The organism is Streptomyces sp. NPDC021012 (assembly GCF_044333355.1).
Taxonomy (GTDB): Bacteria; Actinomycetota; Actinomycetes; order Streptomycetales; family Streptomycetaceae; genus Streptomyces.
Window position 1 is genome coordinate 609555 of the sequence record NZ_JBIRQU010000005.1, and the last position, 16973, is coordinate 626527.

The following is a 16973-nucleotide window of genomic DNA, read 5'->3' on the forward strand; positions in this document are numbered from 1 at the left end:
CCTTGTGGGACGCGCGTCACGCCGGAGCGGCGGCGCGTCCCCGGGCGGGGTCCCACGCCGGAGCGGCGGCGCGCTCCCGGGCGGGGTCTCACGCCGGAGCGACGAGCAGCGGGCGGGCCCGCTCCCGCAGTTCCCTGACCCGCGGCTCGTGCCCGTACGGTTCGAGCCGGTGCAGCAGGTCCCGTACGTACTCGGTGGTCCGCGCCGAGGAGATCCGCCCCGCCACCTCCACCGCGCGCGTACCGGCCGCGCAGGCCGCGTCCAGGTTGCCCGACTCCAGCTCGGCCACCGCCGACACCACGAGCCGCAGTCCGTGCGAGCGGACGAACTCCTCCGTCGGCCGGGACAGCGCCTGCTCGGTGAAGCGCCGCACCTCGCCCGGCATCCGCAGGTCCCGGTAGCACTCGGCGGCGTCGGCGCAGAACCGGTCGTACGAGTAGAAGCCGAGCCACGTCGGGTCGGCGTCGCCCTCCCGGGACCGCTCCAGCCAGCCCTCGGCGGACTTGAGCGCGGCCGCCGCGGCCACCCCGTCACCGGCCTTGGCGTGCGCGCGGGCCTCGACGAGCCGGAAGAAGGACATGGTGCGGGCGGTGGCGAGCCCCCGGTTCCGTTCGAGGGCGGCCTGCGCGAGGTCGACGCCCTCGTCGGCGAAGCCCCGGTAGGTGGCCTGGAGGGACATGGAGGCCAGCACATAGCCGCCGAGGGGCACGTCGGCGGCGGCGCGGGCGAGCCGCAGGGCCTGGATGTAGTAGCGCTGGGCCGCCTCCTGCTGCCCGGTGTCGAAGGCCATCCAGCCGGCGAGCCGGGTGAGCTCGGCGGTCGCGCCGAACAGGGCCCGGCCGACCTCGTCCGAGTACGAGCCGAGCAGCAGCGGCGCCGCGTCCACGCGTAAGCACTCGGGCACCATCGACGAACGCCAGTCCCCGCCGCCGTACTTGGAGTCCCAGCGGCGCGCGTCCTCGGCCGCCTCGCGGAGTTTGGCGACGTCGCTGTGGCCCACGCGCGCGTGCTCCGCCGCCGCCGCCGCGCCGGCGCCCGCGGCGGGACGCGGGGCCTCGCGCTCCACCGACGGGTCGGCCGGGGTTATCAGCCAGCGGGACGCGGGCGTCGCGTACGCGCTGACCGAGAAGGACCCGGCGAGCGACTGCCAGATGCCGCCCCCGCCGGCCCGCCGCCCGGCCAGATCCAGCCGGTACAGGTCGGTGGCCGAGCGGACCGCCTCGCCGACGTCGCGCGGGAAGGCGAGCCCCACCTCGGGCGCCGGGTCGGCGTCCGCGAGCCCGATCTCGTGCAGCGGCACGGGCCGGCCCAGCTTCTGCCCGATCGCGGCGGCGATCAGATGCGGGGCGGCGCCCTGCGGCACCATGCCCTTGGACACCCAGCGGGCGACCGAGGTCTTGTCGTAACGAAGCGTCAGACCCCTCTGCGCACCGAGGTCGTTGACGCGCCGGGCGAGCCCGGCGTTGCTGATTCCCGCGAGGGCGAGAACCGTGCCGAGCTTTTCGTTCGGCCCGCGTTGCTCCCTGGACATGACGCCACCCCTCGACCACCCAGACGGCCGCCACGACGCCGGGCATAGGCGTGCGGCATTCGTAAACACAGCGTAGTTCGCCGCATCCCCACCGTTAAGGGGCGGTGTTCCGTATGGCGAGATTGTTGTGTGACCGTGCGACCGGCGGGTCCGGCGGCGCGGCTCGTGCTCCGGCCGCGCGGCCGTGCGCCCGGCCGTGCGCTCTCGTCCGCCCGGCGGGGGAGCGCTTCCATGAATCTCGCGTGGGTCGGCCCGCTCGGCCGGGAACGGTGTACCGGACCAGTGGGCTGGGGGACACCGCCGCCCCATTCCCCGCGGGCGGCGGACGGCTCCGGGAGGCGGGAGCGCCTCCCGGACTGCCGATGCCCGGGTTTCCGCCCGGACGCCCGTTCAAACCCCCGCCGGGGGTCGATATTTGGCCGAATGACGCCGGTCCGGGCAGGTCGCCAACTGGCCCATGCCAGGGGCGCATTCGGCTTTCGCGCGCGTGCGCCCGGACCCCGCCCCGTGCGCCGTTGTCGTGGCAGCATGTCCTCCACCGAAACGGATGTGGAGGCGCCGATGCGATGGCTGGTGGGCTGGAGCAGTGTCGCCGCGAGCTTCGCCACGACCGCGGGGGCCAGACCGGGACCGGTGAACGGCGCGCACGGCTCGGCCTCCCCGTACGACCCCGGATACGACGCCCGCTCCTCGTACGGCCCCGACCGCGCGGCCGAGGGGCGCACGGTGCAACCGGTGGGCGCGCAACTCCTCTGGGGAGACCCCGACCCGCTCTGGGCGGTCGGCGACTGGCGCCCCGACGAGGTGCGCGTCGTGGCCGTCGACGACCACACCCGCCTCGCCGTCCTCGGCTGCTGCGCCGCGAGCGACGAGGAGCTGCGGATCGGCCTGCTCACCGCGCGCGGGGGCGCGTTGCGGCACCTCACCGCCTGGCCCGGCAGCTACACCGCCGTCGTCAGGACCGGCCGCCGCGTCACCGTCACCGGAGACCTCGCCGGCGCCCGCCCGGTGTTCCACACCCCCTGGGCGGGCGGCACCGCCTACGCCACCGCGGCCCTGCCGCTCGCCGACCTCGTCGAGGCCCAGCTCGACATCGGCCACCTCGCCGCCCTGCTCGCCTGCCCCGAGACCCCGGAGGCGCTGCGCGACTCCACCCCGTACGAAGGGGTCAGGCGGGTCCCGCCCGGCCACGCGCTGATCCTGCGGGAGGGCTCGCGCGAGATCACCGGCTACGAGCAGGTGGCCTCGCTCGCCGTCGCCGCGCCCGAGACCGACCCCCGGCAGGCCGTCGAAGGGGTACGGGACGCCCTCGTCGAGGCCGTACGCGCCCGGCTCACCGCCCCCCGCCACGCCCCCGAGGCGCCGCTCCCCGACCCGGGCCCCGTCCCCGGCATGGGGCCCGCCGACCGGCGGGCGGCCCGGGGCGCGGGCCCGGCGCCCGGCATCGGCGCCGACCTGTCCGGCGGCAGTGCCTCCGGCACGCTCGCCCTCCTCGCCGCGGGCCTCCCGGGGGTCCCGGGCACGATCACCGGGCACGGCACGGGCGCGGGGGAGCGGCTGCTCGCCGTCACCTTCAACGACCTGGCGACACGGGCCGGCGCGCGGCGCACGGCGGAGCTGGAGCGGGCCCGCGCGATCGCCGCCGACCCCCGCCTGCACCACGTGGTCGTCACCGGCGGAGCGGAGGCGCTGCCGTACGCGGCGCTCGACGGCCCGCTCACCGACGAGCCGGGACCCGCGCTCGTCACGGCCGAACGCCACCGCAGGCGGCTCGCGGGCGGCAGCGCCGACCACTTCACGGGCATGGGCGCGAAGCAGGTCCTGGACGCCCACCCGGCGCGCCTCGCCGACCTCCTGATGGACCGCAGGCGCCGCTCCCTGGTGCGCCCGGTGACGGCCCTCGCGAAGGCCTCGGGGCCCTCGGCGGGCTCGCTGCTCGTCCCGCTGACGGTGTACCGGGCGGCGCGGAAACTGGCCCGCACCCCGTACCGGACGGGCCTGGAGGCGGCGGCCCGCCGGGTCCTGGAGGCGAACCGCACGGCCCCGGACGGCTCCGGCCCCCTGGAGGCCTCGCTCTCCGCCCTCGCCTGGTCCCGGCCGGGCCCGGCGGCGCGCTGGCTGACGGGCGAGGCCCTCGCCGAAGTATCGGTTCGCCTGAACCGGGCGGCGACCCTCCCGGCCTCCGTCCAGCGCCCCGGCGAGGCACGCGCGCGTGCCGCCCTCGTCCGCGCGGCGGCCGACCACCGGGTCCTGGAGCAGGCGGCGGAGATCCGCGGCCAGCGCCTCCACGCCCCCTTCCTCGACAACCAGGTCGTACGGGCCTGCCGCGACCTCCCCGAGTCGCTCCGGGTCCAGCCGGACGCCCGCGCCGGCGTCCTGCGCACGGTCCTCACCGGCGCCGGCGTCCACGACCTCCCCCCGGGCTGGGGCGCCCCCCACCCGGCCGTCCCGCCCGCCGCCGCCCGCGCGGGCCTCCGCGCCGCCCTCCCCCACCTCCTCTCCCTCTTCGACGCCCCCCTCCTCGCCGACGCCGGCCTGATCGACGCCCGCGTCGTCCGCAAAGCCCTCCACGCCGCGGCCGACGGCGCCCCCATCCCCCTCGACGGCCTCGCCGACCTCATCTCCACCGAACTCTGGCTCCACCGCCTCCTCTCCCGCCGCGGCTCCTGCTGGACCAACACGACCGAACCCCGCGCCCACCGCGCGGTCCGGGGCCCCCTGATCCCGACGTCCCGCTCGCTACCGGCCTGAGTCCCCCCCCGGGCCCGGGGCCAGCCCACAGACCGGGGGCGCCCGCCCTGCTCCTGGGCGCCCGCCCCGCCCCGGGATACCCGCCCCGCCCCGGGACACCCGCCCCGCCCCGGAGGACGCCGCGCTTCGCGCGGTCCCGCACCCGAGGCCCTCAGGGGCCCCGCCCGGGACCCGCCCGGGCAAACCCCGAGGCGTCCGCCCCGCCCGCCCGACACAATGGGCCGGTGCGGTATCTCATCCTCGGCACCACCGAGGCCCTTCGGCCCGACGGCACCCCGCTTCCCCTGGGCGGGGCGCGGCTGCGCGCGCTGCTCGCCGCGCTCGCGTTGCGCGGGGGGCGGGCCGTCTCGGTCGGCGAGCTCGCCGACGACGTGTACGGGGACGACCCGCCGCAGGACGCACCGGCCGCGCTCCAGGCCCTCGTCGGCCGACTGCGCCGGATACTCGGCAGGGAGGCCGTCGCCTCCACCCCCGGCCCCGGGTACCGGCTCGCCGCCGACCCCGAGGACATCGACCTGTACGTCTTCCAGCGCCGGGTCAGGGACGCCGCCGCCCGCCTCGACGCCGGAGACCCCGACACCGCCGCCGCCCTCCTCCGCGAGGCCCTCGGGCTCTTCCGGGGCCCCGCCCTCGCCGACCTGCCCGACCCGGCGGGCGTCCGGCCCGAGGCGCAGCGGCTCGCGGCGCTCCGGCAGCGCGTCGAGGCCGACCTCCGCCGGGGCGCCACCGACGGACTCGTACCGGAGCTGACCGAGCTCACCACCACGTACCCGTACGACGAGGCCTTCCGCGCCCAGCTCATCCGCGCCCTGAGGGCCGAGGGCCGCCACGCCGACGCCCTCACCGCGTACGAGTCGGCCCGCCGCACCCTCGCGGACGCCCTCGGTGCCGACCCGGGCCCCGAACTCACCGCCCTCCACCACGAACTCCTCACCGGCGCGCCCCCGAACCCGCCCGCGTCGACGCGCCCGCCCCGGACGACCCCCGGGACGGCCTCCGGCACGGATCCCGCCCCGAGCCGTACGGACCGCCCCGCCACCCCGCCGCCCGCGCACGAACGCCCCGCCCCCTCCGAGCCCCCCGGCAACATCCGCCCCCGCCTCACCTCCTTCGTCGGCCGGGAGCCCGAACTCGCCGCGCTCCAGGCCGACCTGACCCGCTCCCGGCTGGTCACGCTCACCGGCCCCGGCGGCTCCGGCAAGACGCGCCTCGCCGAGGAGGCCGCGATCCGGGCCGTCGGCCCCGCCGCCTGGATCGCCGAGCTCGCCCCGCTCGACGACCCCGACGCCCTCCCCGGCGCCGTCCTCTCCGCCCTCCGCCTCCGCGAGATCAACCTGCTCACCCGCGACGGCGTCCCGCTCCAGGACGACCCCACCGCCCACCTCGTCGAGCACCTGGCCCGCCGCCCGCTGCTCCTGGTGCTCGACAACTGCGAGCACGTGATCGACGCGGCCGCCGCCCTCGCCGAGACCCTGCTCACCCACTGCCCGCAGCTCCGCATCCTCGCGACCAGCCGTGAACCCCTCGGCGTCCCCGGCGAGTCCGTCCGCCCCGTCGAGCCCCTCCCGCCGGACCCCGCCCACCGCCTGTTCGCCGAGCGGGCCCGTACCGTCCGCCCCTCCTTCGACCTCGCCCGGGACGGCGGCGAGGCCGTCGACGAGATCTGCCGCCGCCTCGACGGCCTGCCGCTCGCCATCGAACTGGCCGCCGCCCGGCTGCGCCTGCTCACCCCGCGCCAGATCGCCGACCGCCTCGACGACCGCTTCCTCCTCCTCACCTCCGGCTCGCGGACCGTCCTGCCCCGCCAGCAGACCCTCCGCGCCGTCGTCGACTGGTCCTGGGACCTGCTCGACCCGGCCGAGCGGACCCTGCTCCGCCAGGTGTCGGTCTTCGCCGGGGGCTGGGACCTGGCCGCCGCCGAGGCCCTCTCCCCGGGCGCCGCCGACACCCTGGGCGCCCTCGTCGACAAGTCCCTCGTCGTCGCCACCCCCGTCGAGGGCGGCGAGATGCGCTACCGGCTCCTGGAGACCATCCACGAGTACGCGACCGAGCGCGCCGCCGAGGAACCCGCCCTGCTCGCCGCCGCCGAGGCCGCCCACACCGCCCACTTCACCGCCCTCGCCGAGGAGGCCGAGCCCAGACTCCGCTCGGCGGAGCAGCTCCCCTGGATCGACCGCCTGGAGCGCGACCTCGACAACATCCGGGCCGCCCTCCACCGCACCCTCACCACCTCCCGGGACGAAACCGCCGCCCTCCGGCTCGTCTTCGCCATGGGCTGGTTCTGGTGGCTGCGCAACTACCGCCCCGAGGGCCTCGCCTGGGTGGGCCGCGCGATCACCCTGGGCGAGGACCCGGACGACCCCGCCGACCCCCGCCACTGGCCCCGCATGCACCTGCGGATGCTGCACTTCTTCCTCGCGGTCGAGAGCAGCACCATGGGCGACTTCCAGCAGCCGGAGACCCTCGCGCTCGTCCGCCGCGTGCGCGAGGCGTTCGGCGGGACCCCCGGCCCCGAGGCGGCCCGCTTCCCCGGCCTGCTCTGGCCCTTCACCGCGTACCTCACCGAGTCCCCGGCCACGATCCGCGGCCTCCTCGACACCGCCGTCGACAACTGCCGCCGCCACGGCGGCGACTGGGAGCTCGGCGTCACCCTGATGTTCCGCACGCACATGATCGTCGACATGCCCGGCGGCATGCCCGGTGTCGACGAGGCCCTGGCCGAACTCCGCGGCATCGCACGGCGCGTCGGCGACCGCTGGATGGCGGCGCAGATCGCGAGCGCCGCGGGCGAGTCGTACACGATGCGCGGCCGGCACGCGGACGCGGGCGAGGCGTACGAGGAGGCCCTCGGTCTGGCCCGCGAGGTCGGCGCCCACGCCGAGGCCCCGTTCCTCCTGGCCCGCCTGGCCGAACTGGCCTACCGCACCGGCGACCTGGAGACCGCGGAGAAGGCCCTCGAGGAGGCCTCCCGTGAGGCCGAGCGCTATCGCGTACGGGACAGCCAGACGTACGTCCGCTTCCTCCGCGCCGCCTTCGCCCTCCACCGCCGCGACGTCCGGGAGGCCCGCGCCCAGCTGGAGGAAGCGGGCCGGGACGGCGCGGTCGGCACCCAGCCGCCGCACTTCGAGGCGGCGATCATCGGACTCGCCGCCCGCGTCGAGGCGTACGAGGGCAGGGGCGCGGCCGCCGTCGGCACGGCCGTCGTGGCGCTCCGCACCGCGCGGGAGGCGCAGTGCGCGGACTTCATCACCCACGGCCTGGGGGAGGGGCTCGCCTTCGCCCTGGCCGAGGCGGGCGAGGCGGACCTCGCCGCACGGGTCCTGGCCGCCGTCGACCACTGGCGCCGGGACACGCCCCGCTCGGTCCCCGAGCTGCGGGACATCGAGTCCGTGACGGAGCGGGCGCTCGCCGAGCTCGGCGCGTCCGGCCTGGCCGCCGCCCGCGCGGCCGGCACGGGACTCGGCGTCGACGAGGTCCTCGACCTCGTCGCGCCCTTCGCCCCGGTCCCGCCGGACGCGGGAGAGGCCGTCAGGAGCAGCTGATCCGGGACTCCGCCCAGTCGGCGACCGCGGCCCGGCCGAACGGCGTGTGCTCCTCCACCACGAGCCGGATCGAGGAGCGGCCCGAGATGTCGACGCTCACCGGGACCGGCGGGTCGCCCGCCCGGACGACCGGGGAGCGCCAGAGCCGCTCCCCGTCCCCGTAGACGGAGAAGCGGACGCCGCCGACGCCGAGCTGGGCGCTCAGGTCGTCGATGCCGACGGTCGCGTCGTACCGCGTGCACTGTCGGTTGAGGTCGATGAGCAGCTCGGACGGCGCGTGGACGCTGACGCCGTGGGCGTACTGGGTGCCGTCGATGGACAGGCCGCGCCGCTGCCACATCCAGCTGCTGTCCGAGAGGGACACCTCGGGCTTGGTGCCGTCGCCGAAGACCCCGTACTGGAGCTCGTTGACCTGGTAGACGGACGGCGGCGCGGGCTTGGGCTTCGGCGTGGGGGACGGCGTCGGCGTCGGCTTCGGCGTGGGCTTGGGCGTCGGCTTCGGGGCGGGCGGAGGCGTCGGCTTCGGCGTGGGTTTCGGCGTCGGCTTCGGGCTCGGCGTCGGCTTCGGCTTCGGGGGAGGCGGCGGCGCGGGCGCCGGCGGCTCGGAGGTGACGGGCGGGGCCGGCGGCGCGGGCTTCGGCTTCGGGGCCGGCGGCGCGGGCTCCGGCGCGACCGGGGTGACGACCGGCTGCGTGGGCCTGGGCGCGGCCACGGGCTGCGGGTTCCCGGCCATCGCCCAGACGAGCCCGGCGGTGGCCGCGACCGCTATGGCCGCCGCGATCCCGGCCTTCGCGGGAGCTCCGAGGCCCTCGGCGGCGGCGCCTCCCGAGGCGGCGCCCCCGGAGGACCCGGAGGCGGCGGCCGCCGCGCCCGCGCCGGCCGCGGCGGCGGTGCCGCCGGCGACGACACCGGCCGCCTTGAGCGAGTACCCGGCGGCGAACCAGCCGATGACGGCGACGGGCAGGAGCGCGGGGATCCCGGCGTTCACATGGGCCAGCTCACCGGCGGCGAGCCGGCACCTGGCGCATTCGTCCAGGTGCTTGCGCAGGCCGCGCTCGGCCCGCATCCGCAGTCCGCCGCGCGCGTAGGCGCCGAGCCGGTCCGCGTAGCGGGCGCAGTCGCCGCCCGCGGTGAGGGACTGGCTGACGTGGGCCTGGAGGTAGGCCTGCTTGAGGCCCTCGCGGGCGCGGCTGGCGAGCACGGCCGTGGCGTTGGCGGTCAGTCCGAAGAGCGGGGCGACCTCGCTCGGGGACTCCTCCTCGACGGTGGTGTGCCACAGCACGGCCTGCCAGCGCTCGGGCAGCGAGCGGAAGGCCTGCATGGCGAGGGACTGCTCGGCCTCGTGCATGGCGAGGACGTCGGCGCCGAGGTCCAACGTGTCCTGGTCGGAGACCTCGGAGGAGCGGGCGGCGTCCGCGGCGAACACCGCGAAGTCCTCGACGAGGTGCTCCCGCTTCTGCGTCCTGGTCCAGTTCGCCGCGACCCGCCGGACGGTGGTCATGAGGTAGGCGCGCACGGCCTGTTCGGGCCCGGCGCCGCCGCGGACGGCCTGGAGCGTGCGGGCGAAGACCTCGGCGGTGAGGTCGTCGGCGGTGTGCGCGTCCCGGCAGCAGGTCCTGGCGTACCGGCGGACGGCCTCGGAGTGGCGGCGGAACAGCTCCTCGTACGCGGAGTCGTCGCCGTCCCGCATGAGCTGGACGAGCTCGGCGTCGGAGGGCGGCAGTTCGCGGGGCGGCGGGAGTACGGTGTCGGGCTCTTCGGGCTCGCCGTCGTCCTCGACGGCACCGCCGTCGACGGCCCCCGCGGTTCCCGCCCCGGCGTCCGGCCCCGCGACGGCACCGGCACCCGGTCTGCCCTCACGCTGCTGCGGCACGCTCGCGTCGAGCGGCCCGGTCGGGAGGGACGGCCCGGTCGGCGAACCCGAGGACGCGGGCGCTCCGGAGACACCTCCCGGCCCGCCCTGGCTGGGAACCTGCCGAGGGGGAAGGCCCCCGGTCTCCGCGCCGCCACCACTGCCCAGCGGCTCGTCCCGACTGTCACCGCTCATCGCGGAAGCCCCCGTACGCACGCCCAGACCCGAATATTGGCCAAGCCTGCCACAGAGCCAGGGCACGCCGAAGCGCCGCGTCCACTTACCACTCGTCCGGGGCGACTTCATGTATCCGGGCGTAACCGCTCACACGTTCGTGTCATGCTCGTGGGTCCGCCCGGACCACGAAGACCGCCGTCCGCGAAAGGTCCTGAAGGTTTTTACGGCCGTGAAGGTTCCTACCGGGAGCGCAGGCCCTCAAGCAGGATGTCGAGGAGCCGGGCCGAGGCCGCCGCCTGCTGCACCGCGTCCGGCAGGGCCGGCGCGGCGGTGGCGATGACGAGGAGGACGTCCGCCACGGTCACGTCCGTCCGCAGCTCACCCGCCTCACGCGCCCGGTCGACCAGCCGGCCGACGACCTCCAGGAGCTCGGAGGCCCCCGCGTCGTCCCGCTCGTCGGCGGGCACACCACGCGGCGCGACCACGCGCGCGTCGCCCTGCTCGGCGACACCCCGCTGATACGGCACCCGGGTCGCCTCGTCCGTCCCGTCCGCGCCGAGCGGCGCCCCGGACTCGTCCACGCCCACCCGCAGCACCTGCGGCGGCAGGAGACGACCCGCACCCGAGGCCACCGAGGTCCGCAGGAACCGGGAGAGCGCCGACCACGGCTCCTCCTCCTGGCCCAGCGCGGCCCGCGCCTGCTCGGTCAGCCGGGAGGTCTCCTCCTCGGCTATCCGCCGCACCAGCACGTCCTTGCTGGGGAAGCGGCGGTAGACGGTGCCGACCCCGACGCGGGCACGGCGCGCCACGTCCTCCATCGGAGCCCCGTAGCCGAGCTCGCCGAACACCTCACGCGCGGCCCGGAGCACGTGCTCCAGATTGCGCTGGGCGTCCACCCGCAGCGGCGCGGACCTGCCGCCCGCCAGCGGCGCGGCACCCGTCCCCGGGACGTGCCCGTCGACCGTCGCCGTCCCGGCGCCCGACTGCCACCGTGAATCCTGAATCTGCATAAGCGTTCCCCCGCTCATGATGTCTCCCCCCGGAGACTCCCCGCCCTGAATGCGGGGCCCCCGGCGGACGAGCGCTCTTCGGTCCACGCGCACACCCGATCCGACACCCCGACGAAGTACGAACATAGTTGAGTCGGGGTCAATTCAGAAGGGGGAGTTCCGTACGGTGCGCCCCCCGATCGGAGCAAGGCCCGGAAGACTCCCGATTCCGACCGCTCTCCGAACCCGTCCCACCCGCCGTGACCTGCGCGGTTTCCCCCGCACCCCTCTCACGCGCCACCCCGCGCCTCCGTACCCCTCCGGTCACACAATTTGCCGAGCCTGTGGACAAACAACGGACGGGGGTGCGTCATGGGACAGTGACCGAACCTGCGCGCATTCTCGTGGTCGGCGGTGGCTACGTCGGCATGTACACCGCGCTGCGCCTCCAGCGGCAGCTCGGAGCGGAGCTCAGAGACGGCACCGCCGAGATCGTGGTGGTCACCCCCGAGCCGTACATGACGTACCAGCCGTTCCTCCCGGAGGCCGCGGCCGGCTCCATCTCCCCGCGCCACGTCGTCGTGCCGCTCCGCCGCGTCCTCGACCGCTGCCGCGTCCTCATCGGCGAGGTCCGGTCCGTCGACCACGCCAAGCGCACCGCGATCCTCTCCACCCTCGCCACCGAGGAGGAGGGCACCGGCGCCGTCGAGATGACCTACGACGAGCTGGTCATCGCGCCCGGCTCCGTCTCCCGCACCCTCCCGGTCCCCGGCCTGGCCGACCACGGCATCGGCTTCAAGACCGTCGAGGAAGCCATCGGCCTGCGCAACCACGTCATCGAGCAGATGGACATCGCCTCCTCCACCCGCGACCCCGCGATCCGCGACGCCGCCCTCACCTTCGTCTTCGTCGGCGGCGGCTACGCGGGCGTGGAGGCCCTCGCCGAGCTGGAGGACATGGCCCGCTACACCGCGCGGTACTACCACAACGTCAAGCCCGAGGACCTGCGCTGGGTCCTCGTCGAGGCCTCCGACCGGATCCTCCCCGAGGTCGGTGAGGACATGGGCCGGTACGCGATCCGCGAGCTCCGCGGCCGGAACGTCGACGTACGCCTGGAGACCCGGCTCGAATCCTGCGAGGACCGGGTCGCCGTCCTCAGCGACGGCACCCGCCTGCCCACCCGTACCGTCGTCTGGACCGCCGGCGTGAAACCCGCCCCCGTCCTCGCCGCCACCGACCTGCCGCTCAACGAACGCGGCAGGCTCCGCTGCACCGCCCAGCTCGCCGTCGACGGCGTCACCCACGCGTGGGCGGCCGGCGACGCCGCCGCCGTCCCCGACGTGACCTCGGACGAACCCGGCAAGGAGTGCGCGCCCAACGCCCAGCACGCCGTCCGCCAGGCCAAGGTCCTCGCCGAGAACATCGCGGCCTCCCTCCGCGGACAGCCGCTCAAGGAGTACGCGCACGCGTACGTGGGCTCCGTCGCCTCCCTCGGCCTCCACAAGGGAGTCGCCCACGTCTACGGACGCAAGCTCAAGGGATACCCGGCCTGGTTCATGCACCGCGCCTACCACCTCAGCCGCGTCCCCACCTTCAACCGCAAGGCCCGGGTCCTCGCCGAATGGACCCTGTCCGGCCTGTTCAAACGGGAGATCGTCTCCCTCGGCTCCCTTGAACACCCCCGAGCCGAATTCGAACTCGCCGCTGCTCCACCCCCCGGCGGCGGCGACGAGCCGCAGTCCTGACATCACTGTCAGTGCACTCGTCCACACTGGACGTGTGACCATAGGTGGGCTCACACCTGCACAGCGTGACTCTGCACGGCACCGACACCACGAGGCATACAGATCCGTGAACTTCACCCGTTGGAGCGCCCGGCTCCCCGGCACGCAGCGCCGCGCGGCGCGGGGGACCGAAGGCTCCGTGCCCGCCGCCCGCGGTGAGTACGGTCCGCAGCTGGAGCACCCCGCCGACAGCGCCGACGGCGCCGACGAGGCCGTCGAGGCCGCCGACGTCCCCGCCCTGGAGGACTTCTCCGTACGGGAGCTGCTCGGCCGCCTCCCCGGCCTGGTCGCCCTCGCGTACGGACCGGAGCACCGCATCGCCTACGTGAACGACGCGTACGCCGCGGCCTTCGGCCCGCGCCGCGCCGGCGCCACCGTCGCCGACACCTGCCCGGAGGCCGAGGAGCTCGGCCTGCTGCCCCTCATGGACCAGGTGCTGCGCAGCGGCAAGCCCCGCACGGTCAAGTCCCGCCGCACCCGCGACGGCGGCTTCTACACGGTCACCTGCCTGCCCGTCGACAGCCCCCGCCTCGACGGCGGCGGAGTCCTCGTCCACGCCGCCGACGTCACCGACCACGCCGAGGCCGCCGAGCGCCTCCGGGCCAGCGAGCGCCGGCACCGCGAGACCGCCGTCACCCTCCAGCGCTCCCTGCTCCCGCAGGAACTGGAGCAGCCCGACGACCTGCGGATCGCCGCCACCTACCAGCCCGGCGTCGCGGACGCGGCCGTCGGCGGCGACTGGTACGACGTGATCACCCTCGGGGCGGGCCGCACCGCCCTCGTCATCGGCGACGTGATGGGCCGCGGCGTGCGCGCCGCCGCCGTCATGGGCCAGCTCCGCACCGCCGTCCGGGCCTACGCGCGCCTGGACCTGCCCCCGCACGAGGTCCTCCAGCTCCTCGACGGCCTCGCCGCCGAGATCGACGCCAGCCAGATCGCCACCTGCGTGTACGCGATCCACGACCCCAACGAGGGCAAGCTGGTGTACGCCTCCGCCGGCCACCTCCCGATCCTCGTACGGGACGAGGACGGCACCGTCCGCCGCGCCGAGGACCCCACCGGCCCGCCCCTCGGCACCGGCGGCTGGCTGCACGCCTCGGGCTCCATCGCCCTGCCGCCCGGCTCCACCGCCGTCCTCTACACGGACGGCCTGGTCGAGCGGCGCCGCGAGGACATCGACGAGGGCGTCGCCGCCCTGGCCCGCGCCCTGTCCGGCGCCAGCGGCACCCCGCAGGTGGTCTGCGACCGGCTCCTGCGCGCCCTCGGCGTCACCGCCGAGCACGACGACGACGTCGCCGTCCTGGTCGTCCAGCACCCCTCCCGCAAGGGCCCGGACGCCGAGCTCTTCCACAACGCCGCCCTGGAACTCCTCGGCGGCGTGGAGGCCGCCCCCCGCGCGCGTGCCTTCGCCTCCGGCGTCCTCTCCTCCTGGCGCTTCCCGGTCGAACTGCGCGACCTGGGCGTCCTCGCCACCAGCGAGCTCGTGGCGAACTCCCTCCAGCACGGCACCCCGCCCATGCGCCTGCGGCTCCGCCGCACCGACCGCCGCCTGATCATCGAGGTCACGGACGGCGACGACCACCTGCCGCGCCGCCGCCGGGCGGAAACGGAGGACGAGGCGGGTCGCGGAATCTCGATCATCGCGACGATCGCCTCGTCCTGGGGCAGCCGCCGCACACCGGGCGGCGGCAAAGCGGTCTGGTGCGAGTTCGCCCTGCCGGACTGATCCGGCCCGGGCGGCCTAGGCGGCCGCGGTCTCGCTCTCGCGCACCGGCTCGTGCCGGGCGACCACCTTCGACGGCTTGAGCGCCAGCGAAGGCTGGTCCTGCTCGGGGGTGAGCCGCTTGCCCAGCCGCAGGGCCAGGAACGTGATCCCGAGCGAGAACAGCACGAAGGTCACGATGTACGGCCCGTGCAGCGCGGCCCCCATGGGCCCGCCCACGGCCGGACCGACGGCCAGCGCCAGCTGCTTCACCAGGGCGAAGGCCGAGTTGTACGACCCGACCATCGACTCCGGCGCCAGATCGGCCACCAGCGGCGCCACCGTCGGCGACAGCATCGCCTCACCGAGCCCGAAGAGGGCGTACGTGGAGACGAAGGCCGCCGTCGCCATCGCCTGGCTGCCGTGCCCCAGCCCCGCGTACCCGGCGATCAGCCACGCCACGGTCCAGATCAGACCGACGGCCGCGATCACCCGGGTCCGCTTGCGGCGCTCGACGAACTTCAGCACCAGGAACTGGGCGGCCACGATGACCGCCGTGTTGGCGGCCAGCGCGATCCCGAGCGTCGACGGCTGGATGCCGGCGGCCTCCGTGCCGTACGCCGCGAGACCCGACTCGAACTGCCCGTAGCAGGCGAAGAACAGCACGAAGCCGAGGACGCACAGCTGCACCATCGCCTTGTGCCCGAGCAGCGCGCGGACACCGCCGCCCTTGCCGCCCTCGGACGGACGGGCGCCCTGGAGCGCGGGGGAGCCCGGCATCCGGACCGTCCCGACGATCGCGGCGAGCACCAGGAACATCGCCGCCTCGATCGAGAACAGCAGGATGAAGCTGCCCGGCCGGCTCGTGTCGACCAGCAGACCGCCGATCAGACCGCCGATGCCGAGACCCAGGTTCTGCAGGAAGAACTGCATCGCGAAGGCCCGGGTCCGCCCGGCGGGCTCCGAGCACCAGACGATCATCGTGGCGAGGGCCGGCTGCAGCACGGCCGTACCGGCGCCAAGGAGCACCGCGGCCCCCACGGCCGCAGGCACGCTGGAGGCGAAGCCCATCGCCACCGCGCCCACCGCGGCGGCGACCGAGGCCACGAGGAGCACCGGCACGGGCCCGCGCCGGTCGATGGCCCGCCCGCTGAAGGGCAGCACCACCAGTGCGGCCATGGCGAAGACGGCCAGCACGATGCCCGCCGTCGCAGCGCCCAGATCCCGCACCTGCGCCACGTACACATAGAGGTACGGCACGGTGAAGCCGAGTCCGAACGCGCTCAGCGCGCTGCCTGCCTGGATACGACGCATCGCCGCGCCCCTCGCCTTGGTCACACTCACCCACTTCGGTCGCGGTTCAGATCTGTAGGCCTGAACCCTGAAGACTTCAACACTAAAGTTAACGCCTTAACAATACACACCGAAGGACTTCAACGCCAACGTGACCCGTGGGATACTCGCCGCATGTCCGACACCGCTCCCCAGGAGCCGAGCCTCGACGAGCAGATCGCCGCGTATCAGCGCGAGTACCGCGACCTCGACCCCCAGGTGGAGAAGGTCGTCTCCGCCCTCGGCCGGCTGAACCGCCGGATGAACGTGGCGTACGGCCGCCAGCTCTCCGACCTCGGCATCAGCAACGCGGAGTGGGAGGTCCTCAAGACCCTCGTCCTCGCCGGCGCGCCCTACCGCCTCGGCCCCGGCGAGCTCGCCAAGCGCCTCGGCCTCACCCCGGCCGCGATGACCCACCGCATCGACCGCATGGCCGGCGAGGGCCTGGTCACCCGCGACCGCGACGAGAACAACCGCGTCCGCGTCATCGTCGAGCTCACCGACGAGGGCCGCTCGAAGTGGCTGGAGGCCATGCGCATGGCAACCGACTTCGAGGAGGACCTCCTCCAGGACCTCACCACCCAGGAGAGGGGCGTCCTCGGCGACGTCCTCATCCGCCTCCTCCGCCGCGTCGAGCTCACCCAGCCCGACGCCGGCGGCCGCCTGACCGACCTCGACTGACGCCCCCGAGCGGGCGGCCGGACGGGGGTTGACACGCCCCCTCCCGATCCGTAAGGTTCTCCGAGTTGTCACGGAGCCGGAACGGTTCTTCGACGACCACTCCCGCCGCAGATGCGGCACCTCTACTCAGCACCAACTCCCCACCGGGACGAATTTCGGCATGCCGAAATTCATTTCGAATGGCTCGATTATGAGTCGCCGGGGAAACCCGCTAGAGTTTGAGACGTCGGAACGGCCCAACAGCCGGAAAGACAAACCCCCCTGACTGGGAATCAGACGCCGAAAGGATCTGATAGAGTCGGAACCGCCGGAAGGGCCCGGAGCGAAAGCGAATGGGACCGGAAAGCACCGAGGAAATCGGATCGGAAAGATCTGATAGAGTCGGAAACGAAGGAAGCGCCCGGAGGGCCCGGAAACGGGAACGAAGGAAGCGTCCGCACCTTGAGAACTCAACAGCGTGCCAAAAATCAACGCCAGATTAGTTGATACCCCGTCCATCTCCGGATGGTCGAGGTTCCTTTGAAAAAGTCCACCCTCCGGGGTGGCAACACTACAGCGAGGACGCTGTGGACGATCGGCCCTATTCCGGCCTGATCGTCCCGCTCAACGCGAGTGTCACCCGATCACGGGTA

At 74.9% G+C, this 16973-nt stretch carries 9 protein-coding genes; 5 read left to right on the plus strand and 4 right to left on the minus strand.

The annotated features are described in order from the left end of the window. Positions 1-88: 88 nt before the first annotated feature. Positions 89-1531 carry an MFS transporter gene (locus ACH4TP_RS20395; protein WP_389237867.1) on the minus strand — a complete coding sequence of 481 codons (1443 nt, stop codon included), beginning with the start codon at positions 1529-1531 and terminating at the stop codon, positions 89-91. 561 nt (positions 1532-2092) lie between these two features. Between ACH4TP_RS20395 and ACH4TP_RS20400 the strand changes: the two genes are divergently transcribed. Beyond that, positions 2093-4282, plus strand: a complete 2190-nt coding sequence (locus tag ACH4TP_RS20400; RefSeq protein WP_389238013.1) for an asparagine synthase-related protein — start codon at positions 2093-2095, stop codon at positions 4280-4282. A gap of 224 nt (positions 4283-4506) precedes the next feature. Then, complete coding sequence (locus tag ACH4TP_RS20405) at positions 4507-7824, plus strand: ATP-binding protein (protein ID WP_398438712.1); 3318 nt, start codon at positions 4507-4509, stop codon at positions 7822-7824. Here ACH4TP_RS20405 and ACH4TP_RS20410 read toward each other — a convergent pair. Together ACH4TP_RS20410 and ACH4TP_RS20415 are read right to left on the minus strand one after the other, a co-directional pair. Continuing rightward, on the minus strand, positions 7811-9871 hold the full coding sequence (locus tag ACH4TP_RS20410; RefSeq protein ID WP_398438713.1) for a sigma-70 family RNA polymerase sigma factor: 2061 nt from the start codon (positions 9869-9871) through the stop codon (positions 7811-7813). The two genes, ACH4TP_RS20405 and ACH4TP_RS20410, sit on opposite strands and share 14 nt — an antisense overlap. Before the next feature lie 221 nt (positions 9872-10092). Beyond that, on the minus strand, positions 10093-10863 hold the full coding sequence (locus ACH4TP_RS20415) for a TetR/AcrR family transcriptional regulator (RefSeq protein WP_398191452.1): 771 nt from the start codon (positions 10861-10863) through the stop codon (positions 10093-10095). Between the two features lie 359 nt (positions 10864-11222). Between ACH4TP_RS20415 and ACH4TP_RS20420 the strand changes: the two genes are divergently transcribed. Continuing rightward, positions 11223-12587, plus strand: a complete 1365-nt coding sequence (locus ACH4TP_RS20420) for an NAD(P)/FAD-dependent oxidoreductase (protein ID WP_398438714.1) — start codon at positions 11223-11225, stop codon at positions 12585-12587. Positions 12588-12693: 106 nt separating this feature from the next. Continuing rightward, complete coding sequence (locus ACH4TP_RS20425) at positions 12694-14352, plus strand: SpoIIE family protein phosphatase (protein ID WP_389237856.1); 1659 nt, start codon at positions 12694-12696, stop codon at positions 14350-14352. 15 nt (positions 14353-14367) lie between these two features. Here ACH4TP_RS20425 and ACH4TP_RS20430 read toward each other — a convergent pair whose 3' ends face one another. After that, the gene (locus ACH4TP_RS20430; protein ID WP_398438715.1) at positions 14368-15642 is read right to left on the minus strand and encodes an MFS transporter; all 1275 of its coding nucleotides are present in this window, start codon (positions 15640-15642) and stop codon (positions 14368-14370) included. Positions 15643-15795: 153 nt separating this feature from the next. On the opposite strand from ACH4TP_RS20430, the gene ACH4TP_RS20435 reads away from it, so the two are divergent. Further along, positions 15796-16341, plus strand: coding sequence for a MarR family winged helix-turn-helix transcriptional regulator (locus ACH4TP_RS20435; RefSeq protein WP_398191440.1), 546 nt, complete (start codon positions 15796-15798; stop codon positions 16339-16341). Positions 16342-16973 lie beyond the last annotated feature (632 nt).

Coding starts and splice junctions, on each gene's coding strand:
- ACH4TP_RS20395 (WP_389237867.1), bottom strand. CDS start 1,531: ATGTCCAGGGAGCAACGCGGGCCGAACGAAAAGCTCGGCACGGTTCTC.
- ACH4TP_RS20400 (WP_389238013.1), top strand. CDS start 2,093: ATGCGATGGCTGGTGGGCTGGAGCAGTGTCGCCGCGAGCTTCGCCACG.
- ACH4TP_RS20410 (WP_398438713.1), bottom strand. CDS start 9,871: ATGAGCGGTGACAGTCGGGACGAGCCGCTGGGCAGTGGTGGCGGCGCG.
- ACH4TP_RS20415 (WP_398191452.1), bottom strand. CDS start 10,863: ATGCAGATTCAGGATTCACGGTGGCAGTCGGGCGCCGGGACGGCGACG.
- ACH4TP_RS20430 (WP_398438715.1), bottom strand. CDS start 15,642: ATGCGTCGTATCCAGGCAGGCAGCGCGCTGAGCGCGTTCGGACTCGGC.
- ACH4TP_RS20435 (WP_398191440.1), top strand. CDS start 15,796: ATGTCCGACACCGCTCCCCAGGAGCCGAGCCTCGACGAGCAGATCGCC.